Annotated in this window: 23 protein-coding genes; all 23 read right to left on the bottom strand. The window is 62.2% G+C overall.

Annotated features, from left to right (window positions below; genetic code table 11):
* Window positions 1–651: 651 nt before the first annotated feature.
* Complete coding sequence (locus I6L47_RS12365; RefSeq protein WP_216947521.1) at window positions 652–2,262, bottom strand: hypothetical protein; 1,611 nt, start codon at window positions 2,260–2,262, stop codon at window positions 652–654.
* Complete coding sequence (locus tag I6L47_RS12360) at window positions 2,259–2,819, bottom strand: hypothetical protein (RefSeq protein WP_216947520.1); 561 nt, start codon at window positions 2,817–2,819, stop codon at window positions 2,259–2,261. The genes I6L47_RS12365 and I6L47_RS12360 overlap by 4 nt, the downstream gene beginning before the upstream one ends.
* Window positions 2,816–3,697, bottom strand: a complete 882-nt coding sequence (locus I6L47_RS12355; RefSeq protein ID WP_216947519.1) for a hypothetical protein — start codon at window positions 3,695–3,697, stop codon at window positions 2,816–2,818. Before I6L47_RS12355 ends, I6L47_RS12360 begins: the two co-directional genes overlap by 4 nt.
* Window positions 3,694–4,218, bottom strand: coding sequence for a tail fiber assembly protein (locus tag I6L47_RS12350; protein WP_216947518.1), 525 nt, complete (start codon window positions 4,216–4,218; stop codon window positions 3,694–3,696). The genes I6L47_RS12355 and I6L47_RS12350 overlap by 4 nt, the downstream gene beginning before the upstream one ends.
* A gap of 19 nt (window positions 4,219–4,237) precedes the next feature.
* Window positions 4,238–6,250, bottom strand: coding sequence for a phage tail protein (locus tag I6L47_RS22520; RefSeq protein ID WP_254204739.1), 2,013 nt, complete (start codon window positions 6,248–6,250; stop codon window positions 4,238–4,240).
* The gene (locus tag I6L47_RS12340; protein ID WP_216947517.1) at window positions 6,247–6,849 is read right to left on the bottom strand and encodes a phage tail protein; all 603 of its coding nucleotides are present in this window, start codon (window positions 6,847–6,849) and stop codon (window positions 6,247–6,249) included. Before I6L47_RS12340 ends, I6L47_RS22520 begins: the two co-directional genes overlap by 4 nt.
* Window positions 6,842–8,029 carry a baseplate J/gp47 family protein gene (locus tag I6L47_RS12335; RefSeq protein ID WP_216947516.1) on the bottom strand — a complete coding sequence of 396 codons (1,188 nt, stop codon included), beginning with the start codon at window positions 8,027–8,029 and terminating at the stop codon, window positions 6,842–6,844. The genes I6L47_RS12340 and I6L47_RS12335 overlap by 8 nt, the downstream gene beginning before the upstream one ends.
* Window positions 8,026–8,349: a DUF2590 family protein gene (locus I6L47_RS12330; RefSeq protein ID WP_139462135.1), complete on the bottom strand. Its 324-nt coding sequence runs from the start codon at window positions 8,347–8,349 to the stop codon at window positions 8,026–8,028. The genes I6L47_RS12335 and I6L47_RS12330 overlap by 4 nt, the downstream gene beginning before the upstream one ends.
* Entirely contained in the window at window positions 8,349–10,121 is a 1,773-nt protein-coding gene (locus tag I6L47_RS12325) for a phage tail tape measure protein (protein WP_216947515.1), read from the bottom strand. Before I6L47_RS12325 ends, I6L47_RS12330 begins: the two co-directional genes overlap by 1 nt.
* 191 nt (window positions 10,122–10,312) lie before the next feature.
* Window positions 10,313–10,576 carry a putative phage tail assembly chaperone gene (locus I6L47_RS12320; protein WP_029299933.1) on the bottom strand — a complete coding sequence of 88 codons (264 nt, stop codon included), beginning with the start codon at window positions 10,574–10,576 and terminating at the stop codon, window positions 10,313–10,315.
* Window positions 10,573–10,800 (bottom strand): hypothetical protein, encoded by a 228-nt coding sequence (locus I6L47_RS12315; protein ID WP_236665443.1) that lies wholly within the window; start codon window positions 10,798–10,800, stop codon window positions 10,573–10,575. The genes I6L47_RS12320 and I6L47_RS12315 overlap by 4 nt, the downstream gene beginning before the upstream one ends.
* Complete coding sequence (locus I6L47_RS22515; protein WP_254204738.1) at window positions 10,700–11,143, bottom strand: hypothetical protein; 444 nt, start codon at window positions 11,141–11,143, stop codon at window positions 10,700–10,702. Before I6L47_RS22515 ends, I6L47_RS12315 begins: the two co-directional genes overlap by 101 nt.
* On the bottom strand, window positions 11,140–11,601 hold the full coding sequence (locus I6L47_RS12305; protein WP_216947512.1) for a glycoside hydrolase family 104 protein: 462 nt from the start codon (window positions 11,599–11,601) through the stop codon (window positions 11,140–11,142). The genes I6L47_RS22515 and I6L47_RS12305 overlap by 4 nt, the downstream gene beginning before the upstream one ends.
* Window positions 11,591–12,676 (bottom strand): site-specific DNA-methyltransferase, encoded by a 1,086-nt coding sequence (locus tag I6L47_RS12300; RefSeq protein ID WP_254204737.1) that lies wholly within the window; start codon window positions 12,674–12,676, stop codon window positions 11,591–11,593. Before I6L47_RS12300 ends, I6L47_RS12305 begins: the two co-directional genes overlap by 11 nt.
* A 9-nt stretch (window positions 12,677–12,685) precedes the next feature.
* A complete protein-coding gene (locus I6L47_RS12295) occupies window positions 12,686–13,003 on the bottom strand; it encodes a phage holin, lambda family (RefSeq protein WP_075115611.1) in 318 nt (105 codons plus the stop codon).
* 23 nt (window positions 13,004–13,026) lie between these two features.
* Complete coding sequence (locus I6L47_RS12290; RefSeq protein ID WP_075115554.1) at window positions 13,027–13,236, bottom strand: TraR/DksA family transcriptional regulator; 210 nt, start codon at window positions 13,234–13,236, stop codon at window positions 13,027–13,029.
* Between the two features lie 9 nt (window positions 13,237–13,245).
* Window positions 13,246–13,701, bottom strand: a complete 456-nt coding sequence (locus I6L47_RS12285; protein WP_099358949.1) for a phage protein — start codon at window positions 13,699–13,701, stop codon at window positions 13,246–13,248.
* Between the two features lie 3 nt (window positions 13,702–13,704).
* A complete protein-coding gene (locus I6L47_RS12280) occupies window positions 13,705–14,829 on the bottom strand; it encodes a DUF2586 domain-containing protein (protein WP_216947511.1) in 1,125 nt (374 codons plus the stop codon).
* Between the two features lie 4 nt (window positions 14,830–14,833).
* Entirely contained in the window at window positions 14,834–15,520 is a 687-nt protein-coding gene (locus I6L47_RS12275; RefSeq protein ID WP_216947510.1) for a phage virion morphogenesis protein, read from the bottom strand.
* Complete coding sequence (locus I6L47_RS12270; RefSeq protein WP_139441324.1) at window positions 15,517–16,029, bottom strand: phage tail protein; 513 nt, start codon at window positions 16,027–16,029, stop codon at window positions 15,517–15,519. Before I6L47_RS12270 ends, I6L47_RS12275 begins: the two co-directional genes overlap by 4 nt.
* A gap of 8 nt (window positions 16,030–16,037) precedes the next feature.
* Window positions 16,038–16,511: a head completion/stabilization protein gene (locus I6L47_RS12265; protein WP_216947509.1), complete on the bottom strand. Its 474-nt coding sequence runs from the start codon at window positions 16,509–16,511 to the stop codon at window positions 16,038–16,040.
* A 117-nt stretch (window positions 16,512–16,628) separates the two neighbouring features.
* Entirely contained in the window at window positions 16,629–17,354 is a 726-nt protein-coding gene (locus I6L47_RS12260; RefSeq protein ID WP_216947508.1) for a terminase endonuclease subunit, read from the bottom strand.
* Window positions 17,355–17,357: 3 nt separating this feature from the next.
* Window positions 17,358–18,407, bottom strand: a complete 1,050-nt coding sequence (locus tag I6L47_RS12255; RefSeq protein ID WP_139401317.1) for a phage major capsid protein, P2 family — start codon at window positions 18,405–18,407, stop codon at window positions 17,358–17,360.
* Window positions 18,408–18,414: the final 7 nt, after the last annotated feature.

Here is an 18,414-nt window from a genome sequence, read left to right as displayed (position 1 = left end):
GATGAGTCGTTTTTTTACATTTCACGAACACCGCCCATTCCTGCTGTAGATAAGAATATTGTCATTCAGGAAATTTTAGATCCTTGCTAAAACACCTTGTTCAGCCTTGCCTCATAAGGCTTTACACTTTTCCCCCTGTTGCCCCACCGGATCCATTGTTGCGCCTCACAGATTGACGGAAAGTGATTATAGATCAGTTTTTTCAATGGCTTACATTGTTCCTCATTCCCGTTCGTGCCCTCTAAAACTGTAAAACCCTACAAAAAAGATCCTTCTTTGCAGATCCTCAACGTCCAGCGAATCCTTTATCTGGCGCGGTCTGGGCATATGGTTTTGCAGTAATCCACTTTTGCAAAAATTTTTCCTGATGAAGCCCGCAGGCGGGAGCGGATGAGCGCGGATTCCGTGGCGCAGACGCCGCCGTGGGCTTTTCCGTGGGGCTCTGGCTGCTGTGCTTGGTTCTGTGCCTCACGTATGATGTGCGCCTGCCTGACGGTGCCCTACATGCGGCGCCTTTCCCTGGCCATGCTTTGGTACTGTCAGGCAGATAGAAAAAGGCCCCACGATGTGGGGCCTTCTTTGCTTGGTCGGTTACCCTATGATGGGGGAGAAGGTATAAGCAGGGGGAATTCATTTTCAATTCCCCCCAGGTTACCCGATGATGGGGGAGAGGGTCTTGGCCAACTGGCCGGCCTGCTTGCTCTGGCCATTAAACGTCTCGGCATTGGTGGGGGCTGGCCCGCCGTGGGTATGGTTCGCGGTGGTTGCGGCCAGCTGCTCTACCAGGTTCATCAGCTGCAGTAGCAGCCCGAAGATGTTCACCCCCTCGCTACCTATCCATGAACGTGGCGCCTCGAAGTGCTGCAGCTCTCCGGCCACACTGCGGCGCAGTTGCCCGATCACCTCCACCAGATCACCGGCTGCGGTGTGGCTCATGTTGCCCAGGCACCCCGCCACCAAGTCATCACCGGCCAGCAGCTCGATGGCCCCGAGCGCCTCGATGCGCTTCATCGCCCCGATCTGCTCCACGCTGTGCTGCAGGGTAGTGAGTCGGTGCTGGCCGAACTCGCCCTGGTAGCCATCCGCCTCGCGGTGCATCAGCTGCGCCTTGTCATGCTGGGTGCGGTCGGTATGGCGGCGCTGGTTGCCCACGGTATCGGTGCGGCTGAACACTTCGGCCCGTTGCTGCAGGAGCTGCTCGCCAGGGGAGATATCCGGCAGCGGCCAGCCCGAACCCAGCACGGTGCGTATGAATGGCCTGTCAGCGCGGCCGAAGGCAAACCCCAGCTCGACGATTGTCCCCTCAATGGGGAACTGCAGCAGCCCCTGCTCGGACCCGCCGAACATCACCGGCAGCGGTACGGCGCGATAGAGCGGGGCGACCTTGTCCGGTTGGCCATCTTCGCCCAGCAGTTGCACGTCCACCGCATAGCGCGGGCGAAACGGATCATTAAGCTGGCCAGCGGCCGCGCTGTCGCTGATGGCCTCGACCCGCCCGAACTTGGGCAGGTGCATCTGGTCGGCCAGCTCTGGGAATTCGCTCTCCATCTTGCGCCGCTCCGGCGACTTCACCGGTTTACCTGGTGTTGCCGTGGTGAGGGTCATCTCGTCGCCCTTGAGGCGTACCCGCACAACCCGCATGCCGTTGACGATCGCGCCTGGGCGCATGGCCGGGATTGGCGCGGTGGTGAGAGTATTGCCCGCCTGGCGGCCGGAGAATGCCGGATCCAGCTCTACCGCCCGATCGGCCCAGCGGCTGTGGGCGTGACTGCCCACGAAGATGGCGCCATCCGGTTGCTGATGCCAGATGAAGTCCGGCACCGCAAAGGCTCGGCCAGCGTTGTTGAGCAGTTGATAGCCGGTGCCGGCGCTGGTGAAGTTGGGGATAGGCCGATCGGTATAGTCGGCCCCGTCAGGCAGCAAAAAGGTGAGCAGGGTCTGGTCACTCAGCCAGGCCAGCAGGCCGCGCAGGGTGGCATGCTGGAGGCTGACCGGAAACGTGCTTCCCAACATACCGGCCAACTCGCGGCACAGCAGTTTGCAGGCGCCATTACTGGCGGGTTGCACGTCATAGACGTATCCGGTAAACCAGCGGCGCAGCTCGCCGTTGTAGCCCAGATCCACGGTCAGGGTTTGCCCCTTCTCCGCGCTCCCCTCGATGGTGAGGGCGGCGCGGCCGCCGGCGCAGAGATCCAGCACGATATCGTGGTCGATGAGGTTGCCTGGTTGGCCGCCCAGGGTGAGGTTAGTCGAGAGTTTCACGCCATCAGGTCTCCCAGTTTGTTATCCAGCCCCTTGATGGCTTGCTCCCACGAGCTCAGCTGTTCCTGCTCGGAGGCGGGCGCTCCCTCTGATGGCTTGGCCGGTTTGGTGTTGGCGCTGCCCTGGCCCACGGTAGCGGGCGCCTTTGGCATCCGCTGTTCCCGCTTCTCGGGTACCGAGTTGTGTTCGCGCAGGGTGAACTGCACTTGCCACGCCAGCAGCCCCTCCTGTTCGCTGGCGGTGATACGCCCTGCGAACTTGGCCTGACGCACCTTCACTGACTTGGCCAGGAGCGACCCGACCCGGTAGATATGGCGCTTGCCGCCATCCCCTTTGGCATCGGCCAGCTCAAACAACCGGCTCAGGGTCTGCTCATCCTTGAAGGGGATAAGGCCCGAGATATCGAGCTCCTTGGCTTTGGCCCCTTGCTCCGAGCTGCTGGTCGAGCTGGTCTGGCCGCTACTGTCCTTGTCCTGAAACTGCATCGATGCGGTGATCCGCATCGACTTCATCACAATGGGCTCACCGTCCAGGGTGAGCATGGCGGTTTGGCTCATCGGGTTAACTCCTGCCAGAAGGTGAGCGGGGAGGAGGAGAGCAGCAGGGCGCCAACCGTCATGCTGTGGCTATGGTCTGGCGGGCTGCTCTGGCCCAGTTGGGCGGCCAGGCTTGCTGCATCACCTTGTGCTTGCCAATGCCACAGCTGGCCATGAATGGTAGCCAGTTGGTCGAGAGCCTGCTGCAGCTCGGCAAGTCTGGCCGCGCGGCGTTCTGCCAGGATGGCCAGCTGGGTGATCGGGGTGGAAGTCCCCTGTGCCAGGCTCTCCAGTTGGGCGAGCTCGGCCCCGAGCAGTGAGCGAGTCGAGCGCAGCGGATCCCATACCAGCGGCTCATCTGCTTTCCAGCGTGGAACCTTGGCCGCGGTAGGCTTGCTCATGGCATCGTTGTGGGCCGATAGGCGACGCAGGGCTGCGCACCACTCCGGTAGCGGCAGGATGGCGCAAAGCGGCGTCAAAGCCTCGGCCAGCGCGGTTTCGCTGTTCCCGGTGACCAGCCAGGCGATGGCGTGCAGCTGGCCAGTCGGCAGCAATGGGTCGGCTCCGTCCTGCAGCTTGGTGGCAAGCGTTGCCACTGCATTGGGGGCGGCGAGGCTGTACTGATTGCCCTGGTGCTGGCCCACCCCATGCTGATAGGGGGTTACGGTCAGGCAGCGGCCGGTGACCAGCAGCCGGTCGAGCTCACCGCGCAGACCTTCCAGCGCGGCAGCGGCCTGGCTGATGGGGGTGGGGCGGTATTGCGCCCTGGACGCCAGAGCTTGCAAGCGTGCCACAGCACCGGATTGGCTGTCATGAAGTTGGCCAAGTACCCCGCTGGCGCGGGTATGTATCGTCCCGGTGCTGGCAGGCCAGTGCAGCATGCCTTTCGTCCAACTCATTGCGGGGTGTCCGGCCAAGTCACATCGCTAGGCCATCCCTCCGATTGGGGGAGGCGCATCAGCTCAATGCGGTATTCCTGCCAGGCAAACAGGCGAGCCAATTCCTCTTCGCTTGCCTGTCCCATCTCTTTTGCATCCCGTAGTGGTCCGATATACGCATCAGCAATGTTGAGTAACCGCGCTCGTTCGTTATTGGCGGTAGCTTCAACGATGTGGATTGGCGGCGGGACAATCGTTAGCTCGTCACCGACGATTTCAATGAAATCGCCACAAACAGGTTCTTTGTCTGACTTGTTTAACCGAACGCTCACTACGTCAAAACCAGCCGGATAGAGCATGGTGTGGTCTCGAGACGTTGAACACACCCGGTTGTCGTCCAGTAACATATGAAGCACCTTTACATCGTTGGACATGGTGCGGGATATGTCGTACCAGTCGTTGTTTTGACTGTCTCGGCAAAACATCACGCCTTGCTCAATCTGGTAGGTCTCAAATCCGAGGTAATGGTGAATAACTTTCAATTTTTTACTCCCCCTTGGTTTAGTAGGCGATCGTCACCCAAGTGCCATTAATGAGCTTTTGTAACTGGCGCGTCGCTTGAGTACACACATCGGCAAATTCGGCATAGGTCGCTGCAGTCACAATGACGCCACTGCCAAACTCGGAGATAGAGGCGCTTTCGGGGTATTGCCTGATGACCATGGCGGTAAAGCGGATATCTTCAACAACCTGGGGCCTGTTGGTAATAGACCACCATGAGGGCGGATTATTTGGGCTGTAGACTCGCTGGCCTGCGTCATGCACTCCACCCGGCGCATAAAATTTGCCGTTGATGTCAAAGGTGTAGACTGCTTGTGGTGTGGCTCGCTCAGCACTTCCGACCATAAGGACGCCTTGCCCCCAAACGTTCCCCGAGCGCAGCATGCCGAGCTCAACCTGGGTTCGATAACCGGCATTGGCTGCACTGCTGCGTCCCCTCACGATCGGGTAGTAATCCGACACGCCCGGCACTTCGCCAAAATCGACGTGAAAAGGTGCATTGTTTGCCCATTGGGCAGCATAGGCGTGAGAGTTACTGGCCGCCCAATGAGACCCGACAACCTGGAAGGAACCTGAAGCCATGATGGCTCTTGTATTTGCCCATCCCCCCGCACCATCGGTACCCCACCAATGAATAGAGCCATCTGGTTGGAGAGTCATCGCGCTGGCGTGTCTGCCCGGGATGTGCATCTCGAACATGGGGTTGGCATCGGCCTTGACTTGGATCCGCTTGCTTTCGGAGTGCCACAGCTGGCGCCAGCCTTTGAAAATGCCGTTCTCAACCGTGGCAAACCCCATTTCTGAGCCGGCAAAATCGAGCCCGACCATGCCGTTGTATCCGCTGGCATTGGCGTGGGCTGCGTTGAAGTAATACTTCCACTCGCTCCCAAACGGCATGCCGTTGGCGGCGTTCGACGCGTTATAAAACCCGCTCTTCTCTCTTAACTGGGTAGCCACATTGGTGGTGGCCGCGGCATAGGTACCAAGACCGGCCGGTACCTCGTCGATATTTTCCCAAGGGTGACGGTGACGCTTGAGGGCGAGCTCCGGCACATCGTCCAGATCGCCCCATTTGTGGCGATGGCTGCCGTCCTTGATCTCCACCGCGATGGTGACGCCCTTGGCATCCTCCAGAATGCCTTTGCCGGTGACATCGCCGGTCAGCTCGATGGTGCGCTTGCGGCGCACGTCGGTCACGCTACCATCGGCGTTGATGATCGCCACTTTGGCAACATGGTGCTGATAGCCGTTGCTGTCCAGGTAATCCACCATATCCGGCACGCTCAAGGTTAGGGTGAAGTGGTTCACCCAGGCATCGAGCAGCGAGCCCGCCCGGTAGATATCGAGCCAGAGACCCACTGGCTTGGCGCCCGGGGTGATTTTCTTCACCTCGTTGAGCTCGGCACGCAGGCCGCCGACATAGGCCACCCCGGGTTGTACCTTGTAGACCCCCGATGTGTTAACAAGGTTAAAGCCATCTCCGTAGAAGGTGGCCGGCCCGAAGAACTGCAGCGCCTGCAGGCGCAGGTCGTCGTCCATTCCGCGCAGGCGCGCGGCATAGTCAATCTGCCAGGTGCTGGCGTCCACATGGGTGGCGGTCGCCTCCGCTGCTCGGTCGTACTCCATCAGCATGGATTTGACCAGGCTGTTGCCGGTCTGGCCGGCCGCCTCATCAGTCTTGAGCTTGGTCTCCAGCCCCTTGTGCACAATCATCCCCACCATGCCGGTGGCCCTGTTGATGAGGTACATGGCGTTGAAGCCAAAATCGCCGACCGTGGTGTCCATCACGATGGTGTAGGCCACCGAGTCGTTGTTGATGCGCCCGCGCTGGTCAACCTTGTGGCGGTGCACAATCTGGCCCGCTGGCGGCAGGCCGCTGTCCGGGTCGATGGGGGCGGCAGGATCGAGGTCTGGCACGTTGGCCAGCACGAACTCATCGAGCACCACCGGCGTCTGGTTGGCAAGGCACTCCTGCCAGTAGCGGGAGAAGGCGTTGGTAATGATCTGGCTCATGGGTTCCTCTTAAGCGTCGCGCCAAACACCTGCTGGCTCATGTCGATGCGACCAAAGCTCAAGGTACTGGCGACCGGGTAAACCACCTGAAACCGATAGCGGCGGCAGGTGCGGCCATAGTGTTGGATCAGGGTTTCCATCAGTTGCTGGTTGCCGGCGAGGGCGCTGTCGGTCACCTCGATGGTGATGACGTCCCAGGGCGCGCCCTCTTGCCGTTGGTGGATGTCGCACCAGCCGATGCCAAGGCGCTCGAAGATGCGCTTAAAGCCCGCCACCTCGCCGGCGTCCCGGGCATTCACAAAGGCGAACTTGACCCGCTTGCGAAAGAGCGGCAGCGGCTCGCCATTAAAGCGGCTGATGTCCCGCTCCCAGGCGAGCAGCGCCAGCAGTGACTCCGAGCAGGTGAGCGGGTCTTGCTGGGCGAGCGGCAGCAACAGCCACCCCTTGAGCCGTTGCCAGAAGGCGTTGATGCCCTTGGCCAAAAAACTGGGCTCGGCGTGGGCCGGGCTGATGGTGTAGCCATCCTCCCACCAGGGGGCGCTGGCGTCGGGGAGCTGCGGCGCTTGACTACCGTGTTCAAGCGGGGTCGGGTTAGTCATAGAGGGTTACCTCCAACGTGTTCAGACGCGGGATGGCCAGGCCCGAGACGATGTCATCCTGCGCAAATTTGAGGCTTTGCAGCTGCGGGAACTGGCTGTGCAGCTCGCGGGCCAGCTGCGAGAGGGAAAAACGTGAGCGCGGCCAGGTGCGAGTGACACTCGGAAAATCCCCCGACTGACGAAACGCCGCTTTGACCAGCGATTCAGCGCCCTGTTTGAGGGCTGCCTTCTGCTCGTCGGTGAGGTTGGCCACTGGCCACAGCTCCAGCGTGAGGCTGTGCTGAGTCTCTGGCATCGCCATCACGAACAGGTCGTCGCCGTGGCCATGGTTGCCCTGGCGGCCCACGTAGTCGTTAAGCTGGGCAATCAGGCTGGCCGGGGTAGCTCCCACCTCCAGCAGGATGTAAGCGTTGGCGGTGCCCGGGCCCCGCGGCGCTTCATGCTCGAAGAAGATGTGATCGGCGCGAATGCCGGCGATGCTCGCCAGCATGGAGCGGTAAATGGCATCAATGTGATAGCGACCCACCGCCGAGAACTGGTTCTGAATACGCAGGCCCAGGGCATCGTTACTCTCGGCATCGGCGCCCTGGGTGGTGATCCACTCCTTGTCATCGTTGCGGGCCGACAAGATGCCGGTGACCGGTTCGCTCAGCAGGTTGTAGTAGCCCGGGGCCAGATTCCAGGCCGCGCCCGCGAACTCGGCCTCGCACACCACCCGGGCCACCGCTTCACCGGCCGGGCTCACCACCGCCTGCAACGGCTTGACCCGGTAGATGGTGCCGTTGATGCGCTCGGTGCTGACCCAGATATCGGCCGGGATGGTGACCGCTTCGCTCGGGTTGGCCTTGACGAAGTTGATCACCCCGCGGGTCTTCTGGGCGCCCTTGCGGGTCAAGTCCACATCCCATGCCTTGAGGTCGAGATAGGCATCGGTGGCGGTGGCGGCAAAGGTGTTGGGCAGCACATGGCCGGCCAAGATGGTGCGGATAAGCCAGAGCGCCGGGGTGATCACCACGCCGCGTACCAGCCGCCAGAAGGGGCTCACATCGCTGTCGTTGGTGATAAGGGATCCGGCGGCCTCGACCTCTTTTTTAAGCTCGGCTTCCATGGCCTGCTCGGTGGTCGGTACGCCGGTCTCGGCCAGCAGGGCCATAAAATCCACGTTGGGGCGCAGGTTCACAGGGTTACCTCCAGATCGCCAAATTCATAGGTGCGGGCGGTGACCAGCACTCGTTCGGGGGCTTCTTCGCGGATCACGATGGTGCCGGGCACCAGTCGCTCGTCGTTCTCAACCAACAGTTCGATCTCGGTCATTACATCGGCGCGCAGGGTCGGACTGCGCTCGCCAATCAGCTTGCGGGCCAGCCCCGACTCCATGATCCGGTGCTTGATGTCCTGGCCGATGCTGTGGCGGTCCCGGGTGTAACGGGGCTGGCCGCCGGCATCGAGCAGCCAGGCCCCGTTTACCACCAAAATGTCGATGTACTTGGCGTCGCTCATCACGGGGTCTCCAGCCAGGCGTTTTCTGCCATCTGCTCAGGGGTCATCGGGTTCTGGTTGTGCATGTGTACTTCCCCGATGCTCAGGTACTTGGGCGGCTTCTGGTTGGCGGTGGTCGCGGCCGCGTTGGCCTGGATCAACTGCTGGCCCAGCCCGCCCGCCGGTACGCGGCTTTGGCTACCCTGGCTAAAGCGGGCGAGGGGAGCGTTGATGTTCTCCTGATTGGGCAGGTTGAGATCCGGCATGCTGCCCATCTCGATATTGACGCCCGGGATCATGTTCAGCTTCTCGACCAGCCAATCCACTGCCTGCCCGAGCAGCTTGAACACGCTCCAGTCGGCCATGCTCTTTTTTAGGTCGTCCCAGTAGTAGATGGCCGCCGCCACGGCACCGATCAGCAGCACGATGCCCGCCACGATCAGGCCTACAGGGTTGGCATACATGGCGATGTTGACCGCCAGCAGGATGGCGCGAAAGGTCGCCATCCCGGCATTGAGCAGGGCGAGCGGGGCGGTGATGATGGACCAGGCGATGCCGAGCCCCAGGGTGGCCAGCTTGGCCAAGCCGGCGATCAGCATCCAGGTACCGGTGACCATGCTCAACCCCACGATGGCCAGCAGGGCATAGCTGATGACCTTGGTCAGGTTCGGGAAGAGGTGCGTCCAGCGCAGCACTTCGTTGGCGCCATCGGCAAAGACGCTCATCACCGCGTTGATGGCGGGCAGCACCACCCCGAACGCGGCGGCGCGGATGGCAAACCAGGCTTGTTCGACCCGCTGCCACTGGTCTGTCATGGCGGCGGCCATCTGCTCGGCCTTGCCCATGCCGTGGGTGTTGGCCAGCGCATTAATGTTGGTGGCGAGCGCCTTGGTGTTGGTCATCAGGAGCTTGATCATGCTGACTGCCTCATCCGAACCGAACGCCTTCTTGAGCTCGTCCCCTTCGGCCACGCTCAGGGTGTCGCCATAGCGCGCCTTGAGCTTGTCCAGCATGGTGAGCACCGGCAGCATGTTGCCTGCTGCATCGGTGAACTGGATACCGAGCGCCTTCTGGGCGTTGCCGACGCCTGCCAGAAATGCCTTGAACTTGGTACCGGCCTCGCCGCCGCTCATGGTGGCCTGCAGCTGGCCGAGCACGGCAAACTGCTCATCCATCGCGATGCCAGCGGCGGTGGCGTTGGCGCCAATTGCCCCGAACGCATCGGCCATGCCCTGGCCGGTGGTCTTGAACAGCTGCACCGCAAGCGCTGTCTTGCCGGCCACATCCTCGACCCAGTTGGCCTTGCCCATCTGTTTGGCCTGCTGCTCGAAGATGCCGTACATGGTGCCCATGTAGTTGGTGATGGTGGCGGTGTCGGCCTTGGTCGCTTTGGCCAGGGTAGTTGATGCGCGGGTAAAGGCGGGCAGCTCGTTACCTTCGAGCCCCGCGATCGCCGACTGGATATCGTAGGAGGAGCGGACAATCTCGGTGGCTGACTCTCCATACTGGATAGAGAGCTTCAACGCCTCGCGCCCGAGCGCCCCGAGCACCTCCTTTTGCACATCGAGTGAGGCCACCTCCGCTAGTGCCCGATCCATCTCAATGGCCGGGCCCAAGGCAGACTGGATCGCCATGCCGCCGGCGGCCACCGTAGTGGCCCCCATTGCCATGCTGCTCCAGCCCTGACGGCCGGCCTTGCTGACCTTGTCCATCTGGGCATTGATGCCAGCAAGGGGCTTGGTGACCTGATCCACCAAAGCCACCTGCATCATCAATTTTTCCATCCAGGCCATAGGTCGTTATCCGTTGAATGCGTTGGCGATGCCCTCGGCCACTGCAGCGGCGTGGGACTCCCGGGCGTGTCGGTCTAACCAGAGGGCGCGGGCCAGGCTGTCGATGTCGTCATCGTCATGGGGCAGGTAATGGCGCCGCAGCGCCAGCGCCTGCTCCAGGTGATTGCGCTCGATCGCCTCGGCGCGCGCCGTCAGTTTTTTACGGTGATCTCCAGATCGGGGGCGAACTGCTGGTTAATGGCGCCCGCCAACTGCAGCGCTGCACCCGGGCGTTTGAGCAGCTCATCGAGCGCCTCTTTGCTCTCCTGGCAGACGATCTTTTTCAGGTAGTTGTGGGCCGGCGCGACCTTGTCGCTTGGCATCATGTCGTTGATAAAGCCGTTGTAGGCCACCATGGTGGGGGCGAATTTCAGCTCTTTGCCGGCAACGTCCAGGGTGATGATCGGTGTGGTCATGGGGTGGTTTCCTCTTGTTCAATCCAATGGTTCAGGGTGTTGATTTGGGTCTGGCAGCGGCGCAGCGCCATCTGCAGGGTGGGGATAAACCGCACGGCGTCGCCGTAGGTGCGCCCCGTGAAATCAGGCTCCGGGCAGTGGGGTACCAGTCCCGGTGGTGGTAGCCGCTTTACCACCTGCGTTTGCACTACGGTTTGGGGCTGGCTGGAGCAGGCGCAGAGCAGCGTCAGGCAGAGGCTCGCGAGCGCAGTCCGGGCGGCCCGCCGGCGGTGTGGCCAGCGCTTGTTGCAGTTCATCGGCGGTTTTCCTCTGTTGTTGGTCGAGCTCGGCCAGGGCGGCGTTCTGGGTGCCCAGCAACTTGCGCAGCCCCACGGCATCGCGCTGGAGTGTCGCCAGCTGGCGGGCCTGCAGCTGGTTGGTCTGCTGCAGGGTGTTGATGGTCTCGTTGGCGGTGGCGAGCGCCTTGCCCCGGCTCTCCAGCATCCGGTTGCCAAGAAACAGGGCGGCGCCCATCACCAGCACCAGGACCAGCAGCACATTGGAGAGCAGTGCCTTGAAGGTGCTCATGCCAGTACCCCGCCGAACTCGGTGAATTTGGCCAGCAGGTCGGCCAGCTGGTGCTCGCGCTGGCCGTAGCCGGCCCCCGGCAGGCTGGCCCAGATGTTGGCGCACTTGGCGATCGCCTGGCTGATACGCCCCTTGAGCACATCGTCCAGTGCCTTGCGCTCCCGAATAAGCTGGATCGCCCAGGCATCTTGCGACGCGGGGCCAAAGTCAGGCAGCCCGAGCTGGTCGCGGTAGTGGGCCCAGTGTTTTGACAGGAACTGATAGCGGCCGGCCGCTGTACTGCTCAGGGTCTTGTTGACCTGCACCAGCACGTTCGGGTGGGTGGTGTAGCTCTCAAAGAACCCCGCCGGATTAACCAGCTTGTTGTATCCGTCATCGCCCAGCCCCTTGGTGCCTTCGGCATAGGCAATCATGTCGAGAAACGCGGCTACCTGCGGGTGGCAGTGACTACGAGGCATGTTGTTTTTCCTCCTGACAGACAAGGGTCTGAAACTCCCGGCATGTTTGAGAAAACCGCGGGGTTTCCAGCTCCACGCCGACGAAACGGCGGCCCAGCCGCCAGGCAGCCTTGCCGGTAGCCCCCGATCCCATAAAGAAGTCACCGACCACATCACCCGGCCGGCTGCTGGTGCGCACAATGTGCTCCATCATGGCGGCGGGTTTTTCGCACGGGTGCTTCCCGGGGTAGGCTTGCACCGAGGGGTAAGACCAGACATCTGTAAAGGGGACATCCTTGGTGACGCTGAAAGGGCGGCGCAGTCGCTCATACTCGGCCTTCAGCTCGTCATAACTGGCTGCCAGGGTTTGGTAGGTGCGATGCAATCCCTGATAGGTCTTTTTGAGTTGATGATGAGGCCGGCAAAGGGCGTCAGCCTTCTTGGCGAACAGGGCTTGCAAGCGGGCGTATTGTGCTTCGCTTGGCAGGCTCCACTGGCTGCGACCGAACCAGTGCCCGGCCATCTGGCACCCCATTGCCTGGTCGATCTCCTTGTTGGAGATGCCACAGGCCGCTTTGGCTTGTTGGAAATAGTCGATCAACGGCTGCATCACCTGAACACGCAGCGTCTGGCAGGCCTGGCGATAGCCGCTTTGTTGCGTCATGCCATGGGCGTCCAGCTGCTCGGCAAAAATGATGCGTTCACTGGCGGGCCAGAAATTGCGCAGGGCGGATTTGTCCGTGCGATTCCACACCCCCGAGGGTTTGGCCCAGACGATGTGGCTCAATACCTTGAAGTGCTTGCGTACCAAGAGCTCGATATCGGCATTGAGCCCGGGACTGCAAAACAGATAGAGCGATCCGTTCGGCTTGAGGATGCGGGCAAACTCGATCACACACTGTTCTAGCCAATCCAGGTAGGCGGTGACGTCTGGCCACTGGTTATCCCAGTCCAGATCTTTTACCCGGAAGTAGGGCGGGTCTACCGCTACCAGATCCAGGCTGTGAGAGGGCATGGTTTTCAGGTAAACCAGCGAATCCGCATTCACCAGCTTGATGCGGTCGTTGATTTTGTGGATATGCATTTGATCAGTCATCACGTCTGTTCACTCCTTCGGTAATTTGGCGTTGAGCCACCGCTCGGCAAGGCCGCGAATAGTCTCAACACCGATAAGGCCTACCATGCCGCCGACAAATCCAGCTGCCTCTCCAGGGATCCCGAACCAGCCAAAGGCACTGATAAATGCCAAGGTGATGGCCCCGCACAAGACGGACTCCAGGAGCCTGCGGCGACCACTGCCACCGCCATAGGTGATGCGTAGCCATGCCGTTAATACTGCTAACGCAGTGCCATAGACGGTAGGCATGTTGTCCATCAACCAGGCCAGTAACAGGGCCCAGAGAGTGGGGTCTTTATGGGGCATGGCGTTCATGTCCGTTGCTCTGGTTAGCGGCCCAGCCTCTCAAGGCGGGTCTGACAGGGGACACACAGCCGCACCCCCGGCACATGTTGACGGCGTGCTGCCGGGATGGGGTCGTCGCACTCTTCGCAGTGGTGGCGGCTCTCCCCCTGGTAGCGCCCTTTGCCCACCTGGTTGGCCAGATGTACGGCCAGCATTCGGGCTGCGTGGCTGTTTGCGCGGTCGATATCGTCCACCTGGCCCCCTTACCCTTTGAGGTGGCGAGTGTCGTCATCCGAGAGGTACGGCACGCCATTGATGTGAACGAAGTCGGGGGAGGTGACGATGCCCTTGAGCTTGTGCACCCCCTTGCTGCCCCCCTTGGGGTCGATGTCGAGCAGGTCGGCGATCTGCAGCTTCACCCCGAAGGCCTCCACCTTCATGGTTTCGTCGCCGGTGTCGGCGTAGAACAGCACATCGTCCGGTTTCAGCCCGCGCCAGCTGCCGGCCCGTTTGGCGGCATCGCTCAGCAGCTTGAAGTTCTTGGCATCGAGCTCGAACTCGCACTCGGCCGATACCTCGCCATCCACATAGCCGTCAGGGATGCCGCGGGTTTGCGCCACGGCGCTGCTGTCGGTGATGGTGAGGCTGGCCTTCTCGACGTGCACCATGGTGCCCAGCAGTTCAATGTCGAAGCTCTGCCCTGAAATGCGTCTGGTCATGGGTTAGCCCTCCCCATTGGTGAGGCTCAGATCGAGCATGATGTTGATGGTGATCCCCTTGGGGCAGTCCACGGTGCGGATCACCACGTAGATGGAAACGTGGTTTTTGTCGGTCCACTGGATAGCGATATCGCCATCCCGGGGGGAGGTGATCTCACCCGGGAACGGCTGGCCGTTGATGGTGGTGGTCTTGGCCATCTCGCGCAGGTCTTTGCCAAAGTAGAGAATGGCGGCGGCCGTGCTGCCCGGGGTGGAGTTGAACGAGCGATCGCCGATGCGGGCGATGGCGCGTACTCGCATCCGGCGCGCCACCTTGTAGGCCACCCTCAGGTTTTCGATCACCTGATAGTCACCGCCCTCGGCATCCAGGGTGCGCCCATCGGCCCAATAGATGCCGTCATAGTCCGGGTACCACATCGGCACCGAGTAGCGGTTCTGCTCCAGGGTCTGCAGGGTGGCGAGCGGCAGCTCGATCCCGTCCTTGTCCTTGGGCTTGTTGCCAAGGCCGACCAGGGCGCCGGTTTTGACCCGGCACGGGGTATCGGCAATGCTCACCGCCCGGTTGCACAGGCGTCCGGCATAGGCGCCAGCGAGGTTGGGCCACAGCTGCGGCAGCAGGGTGACGGATTCGGCCTTGATGCCATCTTGCAGGGTGACCAGGGCGGCCTCGTAGTCGCTCCAGCTCTGGCCATCCTTCTCGGCGGCATTGATCCCCGCGACCGCCAGCAGCATGAACTGCCAGCGACCCCACTTGGCGATCAGCTCCTGGTTCAGCGCGTGGGCGGCGTTGATCTTCGCCTCGTCCCACTCTTGCCCCAGCACCACAACCCCTTCAAAGGATTGGGTCTTCTGGGCCGCGCGCACCGCCTCTTGCCACTCCATGTCGGTGGGCAGCACGAAGGCGGCCGCCGTCCAGTTCTGGCCGGCGTTGGCCATGGCGGCCTGCAGGTTGGTTTTGAGCGCGCTGGCGGGCTCGCCCAGTAGCTTGTCAAAATCGCTCTGGGTGTTGAGGGAGAGCAGCTTGCCGGTATTGCTTGGCGCCGTGCCGACAAACAGCAGGTGGCGCTCGACCTCGGTCACGGGCCCCTGCATCTGGTTCAAGTTGTTGATCTGTACATAAGGCCACATGGCGTTATTTCCCCTTCATCTCTTGCTTGTTGACGTCCCAGCCGTAGTCGATGCTCTGCAGGGCGCGGGCAAAGGCTTGCTCCCGTTGTTTGGCGTTGGCGCCGAGGAACGGTCGGGCAGGGAGCTCAATCTCCCAGCTCGCTTTCACCGGTTCATCCTTGAGTTTCCTGATGAGCAATCCCGCCTGGGCGTAGTTGAGATTGCCGGTGATCCAGCCAAGCGACGCCGAGCGGTATGACCCCTTGCGCGCCCCCGGACGCTTGAACCCGAGCTCGCGCAGCTTGCGGGCTTGCGCCTTGGTCGCAGGTTTTTGCTTACCGCCTTCACTGGGGGCAATGCGGCGCCGGCTGGCCGCGGTCACCTGATAGGAGTGTCCCTTCTGGTGGGTGTTGGCGATAACCCCGGCGTGAACGTTCATCGTCCCTCGCTTGAACCCGAGCTCGGCCACGTCCTGACTGGGTGCGTGGATCTCCAAGAGCTTGGGCAGGCCGCGCAGCATCTTGCGTTTGCCCCGCTTGCGCGGTGCCCAGGGCTTGCCGTTGGGGTCTTGTTGCTGGCGCACATGACGTGCCGCCAGCTTCTTGAGCTCGGCCGCGGCGCGCCACACCAGGCGTTTGCGCTTCTGGGGTGGCAGGGCCAGCAGGTTGAGCTGGTCCTGGCTGCGGCGAGCGTCCAGGGTGATGGTGATCATGCCGGGCCACCTACCTGGTGATGGCCGGTGTCACCGACGTTCATGTCGATGTGGTCGGCCACCCAGATCTCATAGGGGGCCACTTGCCAACGCTTGCCGAGCCAGTTGATGGGGCCGCTCGGGTGCTCGATGAGGCGCAGCGGCTCGGTAAAGGCGAGCTGGATCTCGAGATCGGCACTCTTCTCATCGTTCGGGGTCACCGCATATTCCGGGTCTGCCAGCTCAAACTGTTCGCGAAACGAGTCGTGCTCCTGCACCCAGGCGGCGACAGCAGCCAATACGATGGCCGGATCCAGCTCACGAAAGGGCAGTTGCTCAACGATGAACACCGCCTGATAGGTGAGCCAGGCCACGTCCACGCCGGTGGGGCCCATGTTGCGAGATTCGAGTCGGATCGTTCCGTTCTCCATCCAGCTGTCGAGAGACTTGCGGCACTTGGCCGGCAGCACCCGGTTGAGCTCGGCGTGGAGGGCGTGCAGGAAATAGCCCTGGGCCTGCTGTTCACTCATCTCTTTACTCATATCAACGAGACCCCCGCCCGGTGTTTGCCCTTGATGCTGCGCACCAGTTGCTGACTTTCGGCCAGCAGCTGGGCCCGTTGCTCCGGTGCCCGCTCGGCCAGGTTGCTGGCGGCCGGCCGCTCGGTGACGCTGGCGAACTCCGGCAAGAGGGCCGCCTTGGCGCGGGCGAACACCGCGGCCAGATACTGCTCGGTCAGGGCATTACTGCCGGTGTTAGAGCCTTCTTGCAGGCTTGGCCCCGGCACCTCGGCGGCACTGGCATAGCCCTCGGCCATCAGTGCGGCCTGGCGCATCGCCAGCTGCAGGTTGATTTCCGAGATGGCCGCCAGTAGCGCGGCGCCGGTGGTTTGCGGGTCAAGGTCGGCAGGCAGGGCGCGGCGACGCTCAAAATCGGCCACGGCCACATCGGGCCAAAACCCGTCATTGCGGATGGTGGCGGCGCTATAGTCGATATCCTTGCCTGCAAACATCACTGACCTCGTCTGAAAAAAGGGCTCCCCTGTAGCCACGGATCGCAGGATTCGGCGCGGGCCTTGCGGCTTGCCTATCCTCCCCGCCGGGGAGCGACGGCGCGGAGAGTCGGTTCGTTATTCGGGATTGAGCACCCGCAGGCGCATGGCAATCTTCTGGCGCAGGGTGCCGACGCCCACCTTGTTGTGCAGCTTCTCTGCCTGGGCCAGCCAGTGGTCGGCCTGCTCCAGCGTGGCGGAGTCCCCCACGGCGCTCGGACGCGGCTGGCCATCCTGGTCACGTAGCAGCAGACAACCCGCCGCCTTGAACCACTTGGCGGTGAGTCGCTCGTTAAGGCGCCAGTCATTGCGCACCTTGTCGAACACCCGGGAGAACCAGGGCTCGACCGCATGGCCTTCGGCGGCTTGTTTTTCGGCCCACTCCAGCACGGTGTCGGCCACGAAGTGGGCCCAGTCCCGTTTGATGTTGCTCGGGGTGCGCTGGCCCTGGGCGATGGCAAGTTCGGCCCAGGCGATGCCAGTGTCGAAATCCCCGACATCAAAGGCCCAGACGGTGAGCAGCTGAAACAGCTCGTTCTGGTAGGGCTGGCCTGACTCGGCGACGCTTGCCAGATAGCGCTCCACATAGGGGCGGTATTTGGGCATCAGTTCGCTGCGTTTCATGTTCACCCGATCCCCAATGCGGGCCAGCTTGCGCAGGCGGACGATGTCCTGCTCCAGGGCAATCATCTGCAGGTGCAGGCTGTCCGCCACCGCGCCGGTGGCCATGCCCGTGCAGGCGGCCTGCGCGGCCCCCTGCATGGCTTGCACCCGTTGCTTGTGGCGTTGACCCGGTGAGCTCATGGCTTACTCACTCGGCGCAGTGGGGGCGGCACCGATCTCTATGTCAGCCTCTTCGAACCCGCCATAGGCCAGGTATTCGCCGATGGCGTAGCCTTCCATCCGCCAGTACTGGTTATCGAAGCACTTCTTGTCCTGGTTATCGTCGGCCTTGCGCTTGCGGGTACCGCGCTGGGTGTAGATGTGCAGGTTGTCCAGGGTAGTGACCACCATCCGCTTGCCTGGGAAGAAGGGCGGGATGTAGGCCTTGCGCCCGGCAATGGATTCGGCCAGCTTCTGGGCGGCGATCTGCTCGGTCGGCTTGGTGGCTTCGCTGTAGAGCTTGGCCTGGGCCGAGGCCACCAGGTCGGTGCCGACCAGCACGACCAGACGCGGGTCTTGGCGGAACAGCGGATCGATGGTGGTGTTGATAAGGTCGGAGGCCATCTCGTCCAGGGTCTTGTAATCGCCCTTGCCGTCCGGGTCGAAGTGGATTTTCTTGCCGGCCTCGGCCTTGATGATCTGGCTGCCGTCGTTCCACTCGCGGGCCAGCTGGTGCCAGCCTTTGTTGACGTCCTCACCCAGCGGATGGGCTTTCGGGTCGGTGTCGTCGGCCGCTTCCACGCCGTTCCAGCCGACGCGCAGCATGTCCAGGGCAAACGCCTTGTTGATGAAATCGCCCACCAGGCGCAGGAACTCGCCCTCACTGCCGGCGTTGGCCCAGACGCACAGGGTCGCCCAGTCGAGCGAGGCACAGGAGTCGGTCTCGGTCAGCTCGTAGGTGTTGCCGGCGACGCCAATCTTGCCGTTAAAGCGGCCATCCTTCTTGCGGCCGGTAAACAGCTTGCCGATGCCCACTTGCACCACCTGGCCCTTGATCTGGTCTACGTCGAGGCAGGTGATAAGGCCCAGGAACTCAACGGAGGCGAGCAGCGCGGCGCGCAGGCCGGTTTCCACGGGACCTGTGACGCTGAACTGCTTGGCCAGCGCATTGACGGGGATGCCATAGGCCTTGGCCAGGGCGTTGCTGTATTGCTCCAGGCGCTGCATGGCCTGGACGGTAAGGGTCTGGCTCACGGTCGCT

Origin of the sequence: Aeromonas sp. FDAARGOS 1417 (assembly GCF_019046985.1) — a bacterium.
Taxonomy (GTDB): Bacteria; Pseudomonadota; Gammaproteobacteria; order Enterobacterales; family Aeromonadaceae; genus Aeromonas; species Aeromonas veronii.
The sequence above is the reverse complement of the archived record's forward strand: the minus strand, read 5'-3'. Positions and strand labels throughout refer to the sequence as shown.